Source organism: Pseudomonas sp. F3-2 (assembly GCF_038804275.1).
Lineage (GTDB): Bacteria > Pseudomonadota > Gammaproteobacteria > Pseudomonadales > Pseudomonadaceae > Aquipseudomonas.
Genome location: NZ_CP152388.1, coordinates 2,650,875 through 2,668,442 on the forward strand (window position 1 = coordinate 2,650,875; position 17,568 = coordinate 2,668,442).

Below are 17,568 nucleotides of genomic sequence, written 5' to 3' on the forward strand. Positions count from 1 at the left end.
CAGGATGTTCGCGGGCGGGAAGTCCGGATATGAGAGAGGGGTTCCGTAAGGAACCCCTCCTGGGCTTAAGCCCGCCGCCCGGATGGGGCGCGCATGGTTAATTGAAGTCGAATCGGTTTGTCGAAGAAACTTTTAGTCGGATTGTCCTTTGGTTGTGACTTGACTGATGTTGAGTGTCAGCCGACCGCGTGAAGTTCGTTGAGTCTGTGGATACCCGCAGTGCCGGTCATACCGTCCCAGTTGTCGCCGCGTCCTTCTCGCCAGCCATTGATCCAGGCTTGGCGCACTGACGGTAGAGTAAAGGGGCAAAGCTCACGGGATTTACCAGTTACGCCGTATTGATATCCGCGCGAAAATGCTCTTTCCAACGGATCACGCTTAAGTCTTCTCATAGGGTGTTGCCCTCGTTTGTTGACTGTTATGTCCCTGGAGACCTCATGTCGAGGTCAGGCAGAAATCTTCTGCCTTTGAATGCCCGCTGCCGGCGTCACGGGCGTGGTGCCGTCGTCGTTGCGGCGACGGCCTGAGGTGATTTCTAACCAATGCCCGGGATGCTGTGAATGACCGTTTTGTCATAAGAACGTAACCATTGAGGCATTAAGACCATAAGCAACGACGTATCTGGCGTTGCATTTTTCTGCCAGGGCCCCTGGAACGTGGCCTGCAGGCGGCAGCGCAAGTGTTTCTCAATGCCAACTGCTGGCGGTTTGCAGTCAGGCATCAATCGACGAAGGGTCGGCGATGTGACTTTTTATTGCCGCCGTTGTCGTGCTGAATAGTGGTTTTTTAATATCAGATGTCGGCTGGTTTCTGGCCGACGGACTGTCGCCACCGAAATGCATCGGGGCGATGGATGGGCACAATGTATGTGCCGTGCAGGCGATCTCCACGAAAGACGTCTGTTTGAATCGGGCCGGACAATGCGTTGTCCTGCCACTCATAGCCAAGGCTCTGGAATACTCATGTCGGACCGTTACGAACTTTTCCTCACCTGTCCCAAAGGCCTTGAAGGCCTGCTCGCTGAGGAAGCCACTGCCCTTGGCCTCCAGGAAACCCGCGAACACACCTCGACCATCCGCGGCAGCGCTGACATGGAAACCGCCTATCGGCTGTGCCTGTGGTCGCGTCTGGCCAACCGGGTATTGCTGGTGCTCAAGCGCTTCCCGATGAAAGACGCCGAGGACCTCTACCACGGCGTGCACGACATCGAGTGGGCCGATCATCTGGAGCCGGACGGCACGCTGGCGGTCGAGTTCAGCGGCCATGGTTCGGGCATCGACAACACTCACTTCGGCGCCCTGAAGGTCAAGGACGCCATCGTCGACCGCCTGCGCACCTCCGACGGTTTGCGCCCTTCGATCGACAAGCTCAACCCGGACCTGCGCGTGCATTTGCGTCTGGACCGAGGCGAGGCGATTCTGTCGCTGGACCTCTCCGGCCACAGCCTGCACCAGCGCGGCTATCGTTTGCAGCAGGGCGCGGCGCCGTTGAAGGAGAACCTGGCGGCGGCCATTCTGATCCGTTCCGGCTGGCCACGAATGGCCGCCGAAGGTGGCGCACTGGCCGACCCGATGTGCGGCATCGGCACCTTCCTGGTGGAAGCGGCGATGATTGCCGCCGATATCGCACCTAACCTCAAGCGCGAGCGCTGGGGTTTCTCTGCCTGGCTGGGCCACGTGCCGGCGCTGTGGCGCAAACTGCATGACGAGGCACTCGCCCGCGCCGAGGCGGGTCTCGCGAAGCCGCCGTTGTGGATTCGTGGTTATGAAGCCGACCCACGGCTGATTCAACCCGGTCGCAACAACGTCGAGCGCGCCGGTCTGTCTGACTGGATCAAGATCTATCAGGGCGAAGTCGCGACCTTCGAGCCGCGCCCGGACCAGAACCAGAAAGGCCTGGTGATCTGCAACCCGCCGTACGGTGAGCGTCTGGGCGACGAGGCAAGCCTGTTGTACCTCTATCAGAACCTCGGCGAACGCCTGCGTCAGGCCTGCCTGAACTGGGAAGCGGCGGTGTTCACCGGTGCGCCGGATCTGGGCAAACGCATGGGCATCCGCAGCCACAAGCAATACGCGTTCTGGAACGGCGCGCTGCCGTGCAAGCTGCTGTTGATCAAAGTGCTGCCGGATCAGTTCGTCACCGGCGAGCGCCGTACGCCCGAGCAACGCCAGGCTGAGCGTGAGCAGGCGGCGTACGACCAGACGCCGGACGAGCCGCCAGCGCGCCAGTTCAACAAGAACGGCAACCCGATCAAGCCTGCTCCGGCGCCTGCACCGGTCATCGAGCAGCCGCGCTTGAGTGAGGGCGGGCAGATGTTCGCCAATCGCCTGCAGAAGAACCTCAAGGCGCTGGGTAAATGGGTCAAGCGCGAAGGCATCGATTGCTACCGCGTCTATGATGCCGACATGCCGGAATACGCCATGGCCATCGACCTTTATCACGACTGGGTGCATGTGCAGGAATACGCGGCGCCCAAATCCATCGATCCGGAAAAAGCCTCGATTCGCATGTTCGACGCGCTGGCAGCCATTCCTCAGGCGCTGAACATCGACAAGAGCCGGGTGGTGGTCAAGCGTCGCGAGCGCCAGAGCGGCACCAGACAGTACGAGCGGCAGAGTGCGCAGGGCCAGTTCCAGGAAGTCAACGAGGGCGGGATCAAGCTGCTGGTCAACCTCACCGATTACCTGGACACCGGGCTGTTTCTCGACCATCGCCCGATGCGCATGCGCATCCAGCGGGAAGCGGCGGGCAAGCGTTTTCTGAACCTGTTCTGCTACACCGCGACCGCCAGCGTGCATGCCGCCAAGGGCGGAGCACGCAGCACCACCAGTGTCGATCTGTCGAAGACGTATCTGGACTGGGCGCGGCGCAACCTGTCGCTCAACGGTTTCTCCGACAAGAACCGGCTGGAGCAGGGCGACGTGATGGCGTGGCTCGAGACCAGCCGCGACGAGTACGACCTGATCTTCATCGACCCGCCGACCTTTTCCAACTCCAAGCGCATGGAGGGTGTGTTCGACGTGCAGCGCGATCAGGTGCAGTTGATCGATCTGGCGATGGCGCGCCTGGCCAGCGGCGGCGTGCTGTATTTCTCCAACAACTTCCGAAAGTTCCAGCTCGAAGAGAACCTCACCGAGCGCTATGCCGTCGAGGAGATCACTCAGCAGACCATTGACCCGGATTTCGCCCGCAACAGCAAGATCCACCGCGCGTGGAAGATTACCGCACGCTGAATCGATTGCGCTGAAAACAAGGCGTCATTGTCGCCCGATGACGCCATGTTCCGGTGTTGACAGAGCGACACGCTGCACTAGGCAAACTAATGGCGAATAGCTATAAGTGAAGCTCGGACACGTGTCGCGGCAACCGCTGTGGCGTCATGAGTTTTTTTATATGTCGTCTAACCGGGCAAGCGTCAAGATTCTCGGCTTGATCAGTGAGGACACCTCTTCGTGGGCGGTTGCCGTGCTCGTCTTTTCTGCGGGCGCGTTATTGACGGGGCTCGTGGCGTTGATGAACGTCGAGTTGTATCACCGTCAATTGCAACAGCGCTTCGAACTGCTGGCCAGCGAGCGCGTCAGTCGGATTCAGGACCGCCTCGACGGGCAGATTCGTCGTCTCGACAGCCTGCGCCGTTTCTTCGTGTATTCCGATGCGGTTTCGCAGGAAGAATTCGACGGTTTCGCGCGCCCGTTGCTGGTTTTCACCCAAGCCTATTCCTGGGCGCCCCGTATAGAGAGCAGCGAACGTCAGCCCTTTGAACAGGCCGCGCGCGCAGCCGGCCAACCCGAATTTACCGTGCGCGAACTCGACACTGCCCAAGGGTGGAAGGATGCAGAGCCGCGCCCGGTCTATTTCCCGGTGCGCTTTACCCAAAGCCGCAGCACGGTGGCGGTGCCGCTGGGCTTCGATGTCAATTCCGAGGCGGTGCGCCGGGCGACGCTGGATCGGGCACAGCAAACCGGCAGCATGGCGGCGACCGCGCGCATGGATCTGGTCGGGCTGGAGGCGCAGAACCGTACCGGCATCTTGCTGGTCGCACCGGTGTTGTCGCGGGCTCGTGCCGGAGGCGATCCGGCGGGCGGGCTGCAGGGCTTTCTGCTCGCGGTGATCAGCATGCGCACAATGATGACCGAAGGGTTGCCGTCTTCCGATCAGGACAACCTGACGCTCAGCCTCGTGGACATGACGACGCCACAGGCGCCCGAATCCTTGTTCCAGTCTGCCAGTATCGCCGCCGTCAGTGGCCTGCAACTGAGTAAATCGATGAGTTTCGCTGGCCGCAGCTACCGGCTGGATATCCGTCCCACACCGGTGTTCATCAACGCCAACCCTTCCTCCACCGACAGCCTGGTGATCCTCGGGGCGCTGCTCAGTTTCATGCTCAGTGCGTTGCTCTATTCATTAATCAGCCAGCGTCAGCGCGCGCTGCGCATGGTCGAGCAAAGCACCGGGCAACTGCGACAACGCGAACTGCAATTGCGCAGGGCTCACGGGCAACTGCGCAACGTGCTCGATGCGGCGACGCAGGTGGCGATCATCGCCACGGATCTGGACGGCCTGATCACGACCTTCAACATCGGTGCGGAAAAAATGCTGGGTTACAGCAGCGCGCAGGTCTGCGGCCATCTGACGTTGCGCCAGTTGCACCTGCCCGGCGAGCTTGCAGAGCATGCCGATGAACTGAACCTGCGTTACGGCCGCGAAGTGAAGACGTGCGAAGCGATGCTCGTCGAAGCCTTCGAGGAACACGGGCATCAGACCCACGACTGGACGTTCGTGCGGCAGGATGGCAGCCATCTGCAGGTAAACATGCAGGTCAGCCCGGTGCTCGATGAACAGGATCAGTGGATCGGTTATCTGGCGGTGTGCCTGGACATCACCGAACGCAAGCGCGTCGAGGAAGAACTGCGCACGATGTCCGTCACCGATGCGCTGACCGGGGTCTATAACCGGCGCTATTTTCAGGAGCGGCTGCAGGCTGAACTGCTCCGTGCGGAGCGTCATGGTGGCGTGTTCGCGGTGGTCATGCTGGACATCGATCATTTCAAATGCATCAACGATCAATTGGGGCATGCGGTCGGCGACCATGTGCTGCAGGCGATCTGCAACCGGTTGTGTCATCGCTTGCGCCGCAGTGACGTGTTCTGTCGCCTGGGCGGTGAGGAGTTCATGGTGTTGTGCCCGGACACCGATGGCGATCAGGCCTATGGCCTGGCCAGTGAGTTGTGGGCGGCGCTGCGGTCCGAGCCGGTCGACGGCGTGGGCAGGGTGACGGCCAGTTTCGGCATTGCCAGTTGGCGCAAAGGCGAGGGCGGTGATGCGTTGCTGCTGCGCGCGGACTCGGGCGTCTATGCGGCGAAGATGGGCGGGCGGGACCGGATCGAGCCGGAGCTGGCCTGACGTCCCGGGCAGGGTGTCGATTCGCCAAGGGAGGCTGCCCAAGGGCGGCAGCCTCCAGTCCGACAACGCGCGGTCAGGCGCTCATCGTTGGCGGCAGCTCCATCAGTTTGTCGAGGGTGATCGGCAGGTCGCGGATGCGTTTGCCGGTGGCATGGGACACCGCGTTGGCGACCGCGGCCGCCAGCCCGGTGATGCCGATTTCACCGATGCCCCGGGCGCCGAACTCGTTGAGTTCGTAATCCGGATAATCGAGCAGAATCACATCGATTTCAGGCTGGTCGGCATGCACCGGCACCACGTATTCGGCGTAATTGTTGTTGACCGGCATGCCGTCGCGCTCATCGAAATCGGTGGCTTCGAACAGCGCCATGCCGACGCCCATGACAATCGCCCCCTCGACCTGATTGAGCGAGGTCTTGTGGTTGATGACCTTGCCGACGTCGATGGCGCTGACCACCCGCGCGACCCGCAGCCGGGAAATGCCCGGGTCCCAGCGCACCTCGACGAAATGCACGCCAAACGACCGGAAGGAATGTTTGCTGGTGTCGTTCATGCCGGTTTTGGCTTCGCCGAAGGCGCTCGACTGTTTCTGCGCTTTGAGCACATCGGCGATGGCGAATGACTTCTCGCCGCTTTTGATCTGCCCTTGCTCGAAACTCACCTGATCGGGTTTGCTGCCGGCGAACACACCCTTGGGCGCCGTGGAGAAGGCTTTCAGCTGGTCGATGGCCTGGCGCGTGGCTTCAGCGATGGCGGGCAGCACGCTTGCCGTTGCCCAGGAACCGCCGGATACCGGCGCGGGCGGGAACGATGAGTTGCCCAGTTCGACTTCGATATTGTCGAGCGCAATCCCGGTGAGGCTGCTGACCACTTGCGCGATGATGGTGTACGTGCCGGTGCCGATGTCCTGAACGCCGCAGATGGCGTAGGCCGTTCCGTCTGCGCGCAACAGCACCTGCGCCTCCGCCGGCGTGCGGTAAGCGTCCCAATTACAGGCCGCCATGCCGTAACCGATGATCTCGGTGCCGTCTTTCATCGAACCGGGCCTGGGATCGCGCTGGCTCCAGCCGAAGCGCTCGGCGGCCTTGTCGATGCACTCCTGCAAATGATTGCTCGACCATGGCAGGTTCTGGCTTTCGTCGTGCTCGGAGACATTGAGCTTGCGGAACGCCAGCGGGTCCATGCCGATCTTGTCGGCCATTTCATCCATTGCCGATTCCAGTGCGAACAGCCCGGGCGCGGCACCCGGGGCGCGCATCGACGTAGGCGTGCCGCGGTTGACCTCGATGGTCTTGTGCGTGACCAGCACGTTGGCGCAGCTGTAGAGACTCTTGGTCGAGGTGCCGCAGTTTTCCTTGTACGGATCGGTGAACGACGTCGTGTTGATCGACTCGTGCCGTACCGAGACCAGCTTGCCCTTGTCATCGGTGGCCAGGCGCATGCGCTGGCGGGTTTCCGGGCGGTGCCCGGTGGTGGTGAACATCTGTGCACGGGGCACTACCACTTGCACGGGTCGGTCGAGAACTCTGGCGGCGCCGCAGGCCGCAACCGAGTGCGGCCAGATCCACAGTTTGCTGCCGAAACCCGAGCCAATGAACGGCGCGCGCACTTCGACTTTCTCCGGCATCAGGCCGAAAATCTTCGCCAGTGAATTGCGATGCGCCACCACCCCCTGGGAAGCTTCGTAGACGATCAGTTTGCCGTTGTCCCACTGCGCGACGGTGGCGTGCATTTCCATCGGGTTGTGGGTTTCCACTGGCGTCGAGTACGTGGCGTCGATGCTGTGGGCGGCGCCGTCGAAGGCTGCGCCGGCATCGCCCCGGCTGTGGTTCGGGCTGCCGTCTTGCAACTGGCCGGCTTTGAGGCCCTGCTCAAGGTTGGCGACGGCGGAGCTCTTGCTGTAGCTGACCTTGATCTTGTACGCCGCCGCCCGGGCGTGCTCGAACGTGTCGGCGACGACCAGCGCAACGAATTGCCCGGCGTAGTAAACCGTGTCGTCTTCAAAGGGCAGACGGCTTTCGTCGGACTTGGCGGCTTTCAGAATCTGCGCGAACGACATCGGCAGGGCCGAGTTGTGGTATAGCGAGGGGAAGTTGCCGTGGTGGAAAATCTCCAGCACGCCCGGCGATTTGCGCGCCGCGTCCAGATCCAGCGCGGTGATCTTGCCGCTGGCGACGGTGCTGAACACGCCGTAGCCGTAAGCCATGTTTTTCAGATGATGGTCGGAGGCGTACATCGCCGTGCCGGTGACTTTGCGTCGCCCGTCGATACGGCGAGGGGCCGATCCTATCATTGCGTCAGTCATGTGCGGATGCTCCATTCATAGGGCGGGCAATCAAGCGGTCAGGCTGCCGAGATTGCGCACGATAGCCTGCTGCCCCAGGGCAATCTTGTAAGCGTTGTGGCGGTAAGGGCGGGCGCCTTGCATTGCGATGGCGGCGGCCTTTTCCATGTTCTGCGGCGTCAGGGTCGCGCCTTTGAGCGCACGCTCCGCTTCCTGTGCGCGCCAGGGGCGGGTGCCGACGCCGCCCAGTGCGATCCGCGCGTCACGTACGGTGTCGCCGTCCATGACCAGAATCACCGCGCTGGACGCCAGTGCGAACTGGTACGAGGCCCGGTCACGCAGTTTCAGATACCCCGACTTGCTGCCCGCCAGCGGCGCATCGAGCACCACGTGGGTGATCAACTCGTCGTCTTGCAGGGCGTGTTCCTTCCAGGGCGTGGCACCCGGCAGCAGATGAAAATCGAGAAAGTCGATGCTGCGCTTGCCCTTGGGACCCTGGACCTCGACCCGGGCGCCAATCGCCGCCATGGCCACGCACATGTCCGAAGGGTGAGTGGCAATGCACTGATCGCTGGTCCCGAGCACGGCGTGCACGCTGCGGTTGTGGCCGTCGATGGCCGCGCATCCCGAGCCCGGCTCGCGCTTGTTGCAAGCCGAATGACCGTCGCGGAAATAGTTGCACCTCACCCGTTGCATGACGTTGCCGGCGGTGGTCGCCTTGTTGCGCAGCTGCGTGGTCGCGCCGGACAGCAGCGCCTGCGACAGCACCGGATAATGCTCGACGATATGCGGGTGATGCGCCAAGGCACTGTTGGTGACCAGCGCGCCAATGCGCACGCTGCCATCTTTCTGCACCTCGATCTGCTTGAAGGACAGGTGATTGACGTCGATCACCTGATCGGCGGGCATCACGTCCAGCTTCACCAGATCGAGGAGGGTGGTGCCGCCGGCGAGAAAGAAGGCGGTCTGGCTTTTCGCGTGGGTGGCCACCGCCTGCTCGACGCTGCCGGCGCGTACGTAATCGAGGGCTCTCATCAGGTCACCTCCTGCAACTTGATCCGCGCGCTCTGTATCGCGCTGAGGATGTTCTTGTACGCGCCGCAGCGGCAGATGTTGCCGCTCATGGCTTCACGGACGCTGTGATCATCGCTGCCGATGTTCTTGTCCTGCAGCATCGCGACGGCGCTCATGATCTGGCCCGAGGTGCAATAACCGCACTGGTACGCGTCGTGTTCCCAGAAGGCTTCCTGCACAGGGTGCAGCTTGCCATTGCTGGCCAGGCCTTCGATGGTGGTGATCTCGTCGCCTTCGTGCATCGCGGCCAGTGACAGGCATGAATTGATCGAAGTGCCGTTGACGTGCACGGTGCACGCGCCGCACTGGCCGTGGTCGCAGCCCTTTTTGGTGCCGGTGAGTTGCAAGCGGTCACGCAATACGTCGAGCAAGGCGGCATTGGCCGGAAGGTTCAAGGTGTGCGTCTGGCCATTGACCTTGAGGGTCATGCGCCGTTCGTCTTTGGCCGGTGGGGCGGTGTCATCGGGGACGGCGGCCTGGGCTTCCAGGGCCTGGGTCCACATTGGGGCGGTGGCGGCGGCAAGGCCGGAGACGCCAATCGATTTCAGAAAGTTTCGGCGCGAAGGCGCGGTGAAGGACTTGAGGTCCGATTCTGTTTCTTTTTTATCAGGCTGATCGGTCATGGACGGGTTCCTCGTCAGCATTGAACCAGGTCTGCGGCCGACGGTGGGCAGCGCGCAGTCACGAACGGCAGTGGATGCTTCAAGCCGCCAACGATAACCAATCATCGGCCTGAGCATTCTTTTGAATATCTACATACACTTTCGAATTATTTTCATTAATGCGCGTGACGGCTGCGGACAGTGGTCGCACGTGAAGTGTCGCGTCAGGAAAAACGCGGCCTGCGGGGCAGGGCCGCAGGTGTGTGACCTGCGCTGATAGGATTGGTTGCGGGTTTTTCGCCGGCTGCAGAACACAGATTGTTACGAAAGGGCCGGGTCGGCGCGCAGCCGGCGCCGGCCCGGTGACGCGTCGATCAGGCGGCTGACGCTTCTTCCTTGAGCGTGGCCATGTCGATGACGAAACGGTACTTCACATCGCTTTTGAGCATGCGCTCGTAGGCTTCGTTGATGTCCTTCATCTTGATCATCTCGATGTCCGAGACGATGCCGTGGCGGGCACAGAAATCCAGCATCTCCTGGGTTTCCTGAATCCCGCCGATGAGCGAACCGGCCAGACTGCGGCGCTTGAAGATCAGGTTGATCACCGACGGCGACGGGTGCGCATGATCCGGAACACCGACCAGGGTCATGGTGCCGTCGCGCTTGAGCAGGTTGAGGAACGCATCCAGATCGTGGGGCGCTGCAACGGTGTTGAGGATGAAGTCCAGGCTGTTGACCTGAGTGGCCATTTCATCAGGATTCTTCGACACGATCACTTCATCGGCGCCCAATCGCAGCCCGTCTTCACGCTTGTTCGGCGAGGTGGTGAACAGCACCACGTGAGCGCCCATCGCGTGGGCGATCTTGACCGCCATGTGGCCCAGACCGCCGAGGCCGACCACGCCGATGTGGTTTCTTTCATTCCGTGGGCAATCTGCCGATAACGGACAGACAGTCACGTGAAATGTCGTGAAATCCCGTTTTTTCGTCGTTAATAGGCAGCAAAAACGAATATGGCGCTTGCAACCATCTGTCAGACCCCATGAAGATAGCCCAGTCTCACGCTGGCAATGGAGCGCCTATGAATTCTCATGTCTCGACCCCCACCGGGTGCTCGTCATTCACTGTCGGGCAAGCGTGTGACCCTGTTAGCGAAAGGGTGGAAGTTGCGCCGTCCATGATTGACGAAAACTCTCTGGAAACACTGTTGCGGGCAGCCAGGCTGGCGGCTCCGGATCTGAGCTGGGCCGCCTATCGCGCCAACCAGCACATGCACCTGCTCGGGCAGGGCGATGCATCGACCGAGTGGCCGGCACACATTCCCCGCGAGGGCTTCGATGCATTCTGCCGTGATCACGGCCTGCAACGATGGGTGACGGGGCACGGCGAGGCGCCACTGGGCTGGCTGCTGACGCCGGAGCGCGAAGCGGGCAACCCTCTGCTGGCGCAATTGGCGGGCAAGCTGGGTCTGCGTCTGCAGACCGACGCGCTGGCGCGGGCCCAGGCCACTCAGCGGGTGCTGTACCAGATCACCTACCTTGCCAGCTCGACCCGTGACCGCTCGGCCTTCCTGCAAGGCGTTCACGAGCAGCTGTCGACCCTGATCGACGCCGAAAACTTCTATCTGGCGCTGTACGAAAGCCACAGCGGCAAGATCACTTATCCGTACTACATCGACATCACCGACGTCGACGCGCTGGAGGCCGAAACCCAGGAGTTTCTCGATCCGGAACGGCTGTCCATGACCGGCTACGTGCTGACCACCGAGCAACCGCTGTTCGTCGATTCCGCCGCCATCGAACGGGCGCAGGCGCTGGACAAATTTCACTGCGTTGGGCATCGCCCCGAATTCTGGATGGGGGCGCCGCTGAAAAACGCATCCGACGACGTGTTCGGCATGCTGGCAATGCAGGTCTATGACCTGGAGCGGGTCTACAGCGTCGAGGATCAGGAGTTGTTTCTGGTGGTGGCGCGCCACGTGGCGATGGCCCTGGACCGGATCCTGCACCGCGCCCAGCTGGAAGAGACCGTGGCTCGGCGGACGCTGGAGTTGTCGCGGCTCAACGATGCACTGCGCAGCGAAGTGGCCGACCGCGAGCGCGCCGAGCACCTGCAAAGCGCGTTGTTCCAGATCGCCGAGTTGTCCAGTCAACCGGGCGACATGGCCGATTTGTTCAAGAGCCTGCACGGCATCGTCGGCGAGCTGCTGTTCGCCCTTAACTTCTACATCGCGCTGTTCGACGACGCCACGGGCGAAGTGACCTTTCCCTATTATGTCGACGAGCGTCTGGTGGTGCGGCCGAACCCGCGCCGGGGTGAGCGCGGATTCACCGAGTACGTGATTCGCCAGCGCCGTCCCTGCCTGATCGACAGCGTCGAAGCGCGGCGCCTGGAGACCAATGGCGAAATCACCATCCAGAATGAAATCAACCGTTCCTATTCCTGGCTGGGCATCCCGTTGTTCGAGGGCGATGTCGTGCGCGGCGTTCTCGCGGTGCAGAGTTATTCGGCCGACGTCAGCTATTCGCTGCGCGATCAGGAGCTGCTGACCTTCGTATCCCGGCACATCGACACCGCGTTGTCCCGTCGCAGCGCCGCGGAGGCCGTGCATACCGCCAACCTGCGCCTGGAGGCGCGGGTTCAGGATCGCACGCGCGAGCTCGATTTCGCCAACGCCAAGCTGCAGCACGAGAACGCCCATGACTCGCTGACCGGGCTGCCCAATCGCAGCCATCTGCAACAGCGTCTGCAGATTGCCTGGGAGCAGTTCTGCAACAACGGCGAAGAGCTGGTGGTGATGTTCATTGACCTTGACCGCTTCAAGATGGTCAACGACAGCCTCGGCCATCATTCCGGTGATCAGTTGCTGATCCAGGCGGCCGATCGTCTGCGCAGCTGCATGCGCGAAAGCGACCTGCTGGCGCGGCTGGGCGGCGATGAGTTTGCGGTCCTGGCCTATTCCGCGCCACCGGACGTTACCGTGGCCATCGCCGAGCGCATTCTGCTGGCGTTCGACGTGCCGTTCTATATCGACGGCCATGCGGTATTTTCCTCCTGCAGCATTGGCGTGGTCGGCGCCGATCGGCAATTTCATAACGAGCCTGCGGACCTTCTGCGCGACGCCGACACGGCCATGTACCGGGTCAAGAATGCGGGGCGCGACAGCTACGCGGTGTTCAACCAGGAAGTGCGCCGCGAAGTGTCCGACCAGATGGAGCAGGAAACCGCGCTGCGTAACGCGCTCAAGCGCACCGACGAGTTGCTGCCGTATTTCCAGCCGATCGTCGACGTGGCCACTGGCAGGATCCTCGCCCTGGAAGCGCTGATCCGCTGGCGTCAGGCCGACGGCCGGGTGATCGCGCCCGGGCATTTCCTGCCGGCTCTGGAAGGGCTGCGGCTGATCGGCCGGCTGGATTTCTACATGCTCCAGCAAGTGGTCGCGATGCTGGCGCAACCCGATCACGCGCACTGGCCGACCGTTCACGTGAACTGCTCCAGTTACAGCATCAGCCGCCCCGAGTTCGCCGGCGAGGTGCTGGGCCTGCTCAGTCAGCATGGCGTCGCGCCGTCGCGCATCTGTCTTGAACTCACCGAAGGTGCGCTGGTGGCGGAGCCAGAGCTGGCGCGCCAGGCCATGAAGCATCTGGCCGATAACGGCGTATCGGTGGTGCTCGATGATTTCGGCGCAGGCTTCTCGTCACTCAGCTACGTGCATCAGTACCATTTCAGCGGCCTGAAGATCGACAAGTCCTTCACCCTGGAGTTGACCACCAGCTCTCGCAGCCGGGCGATCGTCCGCGCCATCGTGCGCATGGCTGAGTCGCTGGGGCTGACCGTGGTCGCCGAAGGCGTCGAGGACGCGGCAACCTTGCAGTTGCTGCGCGAAATGGGCGCCGGGCAGGCGCAGGGTTATTACTTCTCGATGCCGGTGCCGCAGGACAAACTGGACCTCAGCACGCTGCAATGACACCCGCTGTCCGGCCTGTATGGGTGAGGGCCGCGAGGTGACTTGCGGTGTGCACAGACACCGTGCTGCCGTTCGCTTGGCAAGTCTGGAGGCGGGCTTCTCGGAACTCCGCCGTGTCGCCCGAACGCCGTTCCGGCTGATGGGCGAAGCGCGTGAAGAGCCGGCGGGCGGCCTCAGGGCTGGACGCTTTCCAGTCCTGTACGCCCTTGTTAGACTCCCGACCATGTCAGATTCCAACGCTCAAAAACCCGATGCACCGGCCATGCCGACCTTCGCTTTCTGCCCGGTCATCACCGCGCTCGAAGTGATCGGCGAGCGCTGGGTCATCCTCATCCTGCGCGATCTGCTGCGTAACCCCACACGGCGGTTTCAGGACCTGCAGGATTCGCTCAAGGGCTGCGCGCCCAGCACATTGTCCACTCGGCTGAAATCACTGGAAGCTCACGGTCTGATCGAGCGGCGCCAGTACGAGCAGCATCCGCCGCGCCTGGAATACCTGCTGACCGCCAAGGGCCGCGAGGTCGGTCCGGTGGTGGCGTCACTGCGCGACTGGGGCCTGCGATTGCAGGCCCTCGATCCACCCCAGTGACGGTCCGGGCCGATCCGAGCCTGGCACACCGCGCAATTCGTCTGCTCTTGCGCTGCCCGCACAAAGACCGGCTACGCTGATTTTGCAGCGCGACGGCATGTTCCCTGAAACATGGTTTTCCTCGACGGCTGAAATGGAGTTCTATCTTCTTGGGGGAAGACCATGCAAGGGTGTCGCTTTGTACGCCAGGCGCTGTGCGCGCTGTCGGCGATGATGTGTGTCTGTGTCACCACCGCGGCCGAGCAACAGCTGACCAGTATCGGTTCGTTGACGATGGTCGGCGGCAAGATCAAGCAGTGTTCGCTGGGCTATCGAACCTACGGCACGCTGGCCGCCGACCAGAGTAACGTGGTGCTGGTCCCGACCTGGCTGACCGGGCGTACCGCCGACCAGATCGACATGATCGGCCCGGGCAAGCTGGTCGACACTGACCGCTGGTATGTCATCGCCCTGGATGCGGTGGGCAACGGGGTGTCGTGCTCGCCCTCCAACAGCAAAAGCAATCCGCGCCTGAAGTTTCCTCAGTTCGGCATCCGGGACATGGTCAAGGCCCAGCATCGTCTGCTCGCGCTGAACCTTGGGATCGACCACGCCCACGCCATCGTCGGCATTTCCATGGGCGGCATGCAGGCGCTGCAGTGGGCTGTGATGTATCCCGATTACGCCAGCAACATCGTCACCATCGTTGCCACGCCGCAACCCACCGCCAGTGATCTTCGCGCCTGGAATGCCGAGATCGCGGCCATCGAGCGCACGCCTGGCTGGAATGGCGGCGACTACTTGCCGGGCACGGCCTTCAAGGGCCTGACGGCCTTGCACACCGAGTTTTTGTGGACGCCGGAACACGTCGCGGCCAAGGCTGTGGCGAGCAAACGGCCGAGTGCCGACACGCTCCACGGCACGCAGACCAGCCAGAGCTTCAGCGCGGTTGACTGGTACCGGCAATTGCAGGCCATGACGTCTTTCGGGCTGGCCCGCGACGGCGACATGGCGGCGTTGGCCGGGAAGATCAAGGCGCGCCTGTTGATTGTGACGTCCGAGCAGGATCGTCTGGTCGATCCGGCGCCTTCCAAGGCATTGGCGGCACAGACGCGGGCGAAACTGTTGGTGCTGGACAACGACTGTGGGCACATGGCGCCGGCCTGTGAGCCGGGCAAGGTCGATCGTGCGCTCAAGGCTTTTCTCAAGTGACGATGCCCGACAACTGAGCGGCAACGCCGTGCGGCGGGCGGCCATTCCCTGCCGCTGTCGGCAAGCGGGCGCGCTCCGAACGGTCCATTCGCTTCCGCGCACCGCGCTGCAGCCCCCGTCGCGCCTGGGTTCTGGGGGATGTAACAGGATGTGGCATCTGTTTTGCTGTCAATCCGTTTACATCTACAACCCGGATAAGGAGGTGAAAGATGATTATCGGTAACAGTGCCATCCAGCACTTCGTGTCGAAGGCCGTGGCTCACACGCACCTGGACCCGACGGACAAGGATGCGTACAACACTGCAGTGGCTGGCGCCTCATCTGCCCCGGTCGCGGCGATTGCGGGCAGCACGGACAGCGCGACTCAGGGCAGTGCCGACGACAAGCAGGGCTACGACGAGTCTTTCGCCAAAATGATGGTGAACCTCAAGGCAGCGCTGGCCAACACCACCGCCTCGGTGTCGGACGACGATAAAGCGGCTGCGGCCGCGGCATTTTCGTCCAGCACTGACAAGCAGGTCGCGGCGTCGGACAGTGTCGTGAAAACCGTCTCCGACGGCATTGCCGCCAGCGACAGCGCAGCGGGTGCATCGAGCGTGGGTTCGGCCAAGGATCAGTTCCTGGCCTACATGAACCAGACCGATGCCGAAAAGGTGCGTCAGCAGCTGACCGGCGTGAGCAAGGAAGAGTACGACAACATGACGCCGGAGCAGCAGGCGGCGGTGGACAAGAAAGTTGCCGAGCTGCAAAAGCAGAAGCAGGAGCAGCAGATCGCCGAATCTGAAGTGAAAACCAGGATTGCGATGGCCAAGGCCGAAATGGCCTGAGGCGCTGCGCGTCGGTAGAAGTGCTGGGTAAAAGAACAAGGGGCAGCGGTGTAGACCGGCTGCCCTTTTTTTATCTGGACGCGGTGTATCGAAGGCTGTGGTGCCGGGAGACAGGGTGTATCCGGGATGCGATGTATCCGCGGAATGCGTCGTAGGACCGGCTTCAGCCGGGAAGAGGCCGGTGTGGTCACCCGCGATTCTGCGGCGTGACGCCCGACGCGTTCCCGGCTAAAGCCGGTCCTACGGTTTGAACGCGGTGTGCTCAGGAGGTGCGGTATATCCGGAGAGTGCGGTGTACGGGAAGCGGCGGTGTTCCCGGCAAATGCGGCGTGCCGTGGAATGCGTCGTAGGACCGGCTTCAGCCGGGAAGAGGCCGGTGTGGTCACCCGCGATTATGCGGCGTGACGCCCGACGCGTTCCCGGCTAAAGCCGGTCCTACGGTTTGAACGCGGTGTGCTCAGGAGGTGCGGTATATCCGGAGAGTGCGGTATACGGGAAGCGGCGGTCCTCCCGGCAAATGCGGCGTGCCGGTGAATGCGTCGTAGGACCGGCTTTAGCCGGGAAGAGGCCGGTGTGGTCACCCGCGATTCTGCGGCGTGACGCCCGACGCGTTCCCGGCTAAAGCCGGTCCTACGGTTTGAACGCGATGAAGGAGATGAGCAGCGCGCTACTGCACCTGATGCCGGTACGGCAGATCCGGGCCCACGCGGGTGCAGGTCACGGCCGCAGCGGCGACGGCGAAGTTGAGCATTTCGGTCAGCGTTTCGCGATCCAGCGACGGCAGGCTTGCCGGGGTGTCGAGTCCGCGCTCGGTCAGGAAGGTGATCAGCGCGGCTTGAAACGTGTCGCCGGCACCGACGGTGTCGGCTGTCTTCACGTCGCGGGCGGGCACCGACCAGTCGCCCTGTTCGCGGGTGAAGATGCTGGCACCCTCGCGCCCCCGGGTCATGATCACCAGTTGGCAGTTGTGCTGCAGCCAGCCTTTGGCGATGTCCTGGGCGGGGACATCCGGGTACAGCAACTCCAGATCTTCATCGCTGACCTTGATGATGTGGGCATGCTCGGCGAATTTCGCCACCTGGCTGCGCCACAGCTCGATGCTTGGCGCAGGGTTCAGGCGCACGTTCGGGTCGAAGGTGATCAGGCGTTGGCCGCTTTCACGTTGCACCAGCGTCAGCAAGGCATCGGCGACCGGCTGCACCACCAGCGAGAACGAGCCAACGTGCAGGCCGCGCACGTTGTCGTCCAGCGTCGGCAGTTGCTCCACGGTCAACAGGCGGTCGGCGCAACCTTCGCCACGAAAGTTGTACTGCGGCGAGCCGTCGGCGCCGACCGCGACCATCGACAGCGTGGTGGGGGCGTCGAAATGCAGCAGGAAATCGTCGCGGACACCTTCGGCTTCCAGCACGGCCGCCAGGCGCTTGCCAAGGAAGTCGGTGGAAATCCCGGCAAAGAAACCGGCCTCCACACCGAGCCTGCGCAGACCCACCGCAACGTTGAACGGTGAGCCTCCGGCGATGGCCTGATAGCCGATTTTATTGAGTTGCGCGCTCGTGTCCGGTTGACTGAAAAAGTCGAACAATGCTTCGCCACAGACCAGGTACATAGTTGCTCCGTTAGGGCAGACGCCT

General features: G+C 62.5%; 11 protein-coding genes and 1 pseudogene. 6 read left to right on the forward strand and 6 right to left on the reverse strand.

The window, feature by feature from the left end; genetic code table 11:
* Positions 1-176 precede the first annotated feature (176 nt).
* Complete coding sequence (gene rmf, locus AAGQ88_RS12280) at positions 177-392, reverse strand: ribosome modulation factor (RefSeq protein ID WP_010223328.1); 216 nt, start codon at positions 390-392, stop codon at positions 177-179.
* Positions 393-962: 570 nt separating this feature from the next.
* On the opposite strand from rmf, the gene rlmKL reads away from it, so the two are divergent.
* Positions 963-3,233 carry a bifunctional 23S rRNA (guanine(2069)-N(7))-methyltransferase RlmK/23S rRNA (guanine(2445)-N(2))-methyltransferase RlmL gene (gene rlmKL, locus AAGQ88_RS12285; protein ID WP_342655505.1) on the forward strand — a complete coding sequence of 757 codons (2,271 nt, stop codon included), beginning with the start codon at positions 963-965 and terminating at the stop codon, positions 3,231-3,233.
* A 160-nt stretch (positions 3,234-3,393) separates the two neighbouring features.
* Entirely contained in the window at positions 3,394-5,403 is a 2,010-nt protein-coding gene (locus AAGQ88_RS12290) for a diguanylate cyclase (protein ID WP_342655506.1), read from the forward strand.
* Positions 5,404-5,476: 73 nt separating this feature from the next.
* On the opposite strand, the gene AAGQ88_RS12295 is transcribed toward AAGQ88_RS12290, so the two are convergent.
* From AAGQ88_RS12295 to AAGQ88_RS12310, 4 genes and pseudogenes are all read right to left on the reverse strand, one after another.
* Positions 5,477-7,708 (reverse strand): xanthine dehydrogenase family protein molybdopterin-binding subunit, encoded by a 2,232-nt coding sequence (locus AAGQ88_RS12295; protein ID WP_342655507.1) that lies wholly within the window; start codon positions 7,706-7,708, stop codon positions 5,477-5,479.
* A 30-nt stretch (positions 7,709-7,738) separates the two neighbouring features.
* Positions 7,739-8,722, reverse strand: a complete 984-nt coding sequence (locus AAGQ88_RS12300; protein WP_342655508.1) for a xanthine dehydrogenase family protein subunit M — start codon at positions 8,720-8,722, stop codon at positions 7,739-7,741.
* Positions 8,722-9,384, reverse strand: a complete 663-nt coding sequence (locus AAGQ88_RS12305; RefSeq protein WP_093458397.1) for a (2Fe-2S)-binding protein — start codon at positions 9,382-9,384, stop codon at positions 8,722-8,724. The genes AAGQ88_RS12300 and AAGQ88_RS12305 overlap by 1 nt, the downstream gene beginning before the upstream one ends.
* A 353-nt stretch (positions 9,385-9,737) precedes the next feature.
* A pseudogene (locus AAGQ88_RS12310) lies at positions 9,738-10,271 on the reverse strand (zinc-binding dehydrogenase); the annotation flags it as partial.
* 269 nt (positions 10,272-10,540) lie between these two features.
* Between AAGQ88_RS12310 and AAGQ88_RS12315 the strand changes: the two are divergent.
* The 4 genes from AAGQ88_RS12315 (at position 10,541) to AAGQ88_RS12330 (ending at position 15,937) form a co-directional block, all read left to right on the forward strand.
* A complete protein-coding gene (locus tag AAGQ88_RS12315; protein WP_342655509.1) occupies positions 10,541-13,330 on the forward strand; it encodes an EAL domain-containing protein in 2,790 nt (929 codons plus the stop codon).
* Positions 13,331-13,553: 223 nt separating this feature from the next.
* A complete protein-coding gene (locus AAGQ88_RS12320; RefSeq protein ID WP_285423977.1) occupies positions 13,554-13,919 on the forward strand; it encodes a helix-turn-helix domain-containing protein in 366 nt (121 codons plus the stop codon).
* A 162-nt stretch (positions 13,920-14,081) separates the two neighbouring features.
* Positions 14,082-15,110 (forward strand): alpha/beta fold hydrolase, encoded by a 1,029-nt coding sequence (locus tag AAGQ88_RS12325; RefSeq protein WP_342655510.1) that lies wholly within the window; start codon positions 14,082-14,084, stop codon positions 15,108-15,110.
* A 209-nt stretch (positions 15,111-15,319) separates the two neighbouring features.
* A complete protein-coding gene (locus tag AAGQ88_RS12330) occupies positions 15,320-15,937 on the forward strand; it encodes a hypothetical protein (protein ID WP_342655511.1) in 618 nt (205 codons plus the stop codon).
* A gap of 667 nt (positions 15,938-16,604) precedes the next feature.
* On the opposite strand, the gene AAGQ88_RS12335 is transcribed toward AAGQ88_RS12330, so the two are convergent.
* On the reverse strand, positions 16,605-17,543 hold the full coding sequence (locus tag AAGQ88_RS12335; protein WP_342655512.1) for a carbohydrate kinase: 939 nt from the start codon (positions 17,541-17,543) through the stop codon (positions 16,605-16,607).
* Positions 17,544-17,568: the final 25 nt, after the last annotated feature.

What these genes read in the sequence shown, in the direction of transcription:
- rmf (WP_010223328.1), bottom strand. Translation starts at nt 392, where the DNA reads ATGAGAAGACTTAAGCGTGATCCGTTGGAAAGAGCATTTTCGCGCGGA.
- rlmKL (WP_342655505.1), top strand. Translation starts at nt 963, where the DNA reads ATGTCGGACCGTTACGAACTTTTCCTCACCTGTCCCAAAGGCCTTGAA.
- AAGQ88_RS12290 (WP_342655506.1), top strand. Translation starts at nt 3,394, where the DNA reads ATGTCGTCTAACCGGGCAAGCGTCAAGATTCTCGGCTTGATCAGTGAG.
- AAGQ88_RS12295 (WP_342655507.1), bottom strand. Translation starts at nt 7,708, where the DNA reads ATGACTGACGCAATGATAGGATCGGCCCCTCGCCGTATCGACGGGCGA.
- AAGQ88_RS12300 (WP_342655508.1), bottom strand. Translation starts at nt 8,722, where the DNA reads ATGAGAGCCCTCGATTACGTACGCGCCGGCAGCGTCGAGCAGGCGGTG.
- AAGQ88_RS12305 (WP_093458397.1), bottom strand. Translation starts at nt 9,384, where the DNA reads ATGACCGATCAGCCTGATAAAAAAGAAACAGAATCGGACCTCAAGTCC.
- AAGQ88_RS12315 (WP_342655509.1), top strand. Translation starts at nt 10,541, where the DNA reads ATGATTGACGAAAACTCTCTGGAAACACTGTTGCGGGCAGCCAGGCTG.
- AAGQ88_RS12320 (WP_285423977.1), top strand. Translation starts at nt 13,554, where the DNA reads ATGTCAGATTCCAACGCTCAAAAACCCGATGCACCGGCCATGCCGACC.
- AAGQ88_RS12325 (WP_342655510.1), top strand. Translation starts at nt 14,082, where the DNA reads ATGCAAGGGTGTCGCTTTGTACGCCAGGCGCTGTGCGCGCTGTCGGCG.
- AAGQ88_RS12330 (WP_342655511.1), top strand. Translation starts at nt 15,320, where the DNA reads ATGATTATCGGTAACAGTGCCATCCAGCACTTCGTGTCGAAGGCCGTG.
- AAGQ88_RS12335 (WP_342655512.1), bottom strand. Translation starts at nt 17,543, where the DNA reads ATGTACCTGGTCTGTGGCGAAGCATTGTTCGACTTTTTCAGTCAACCG.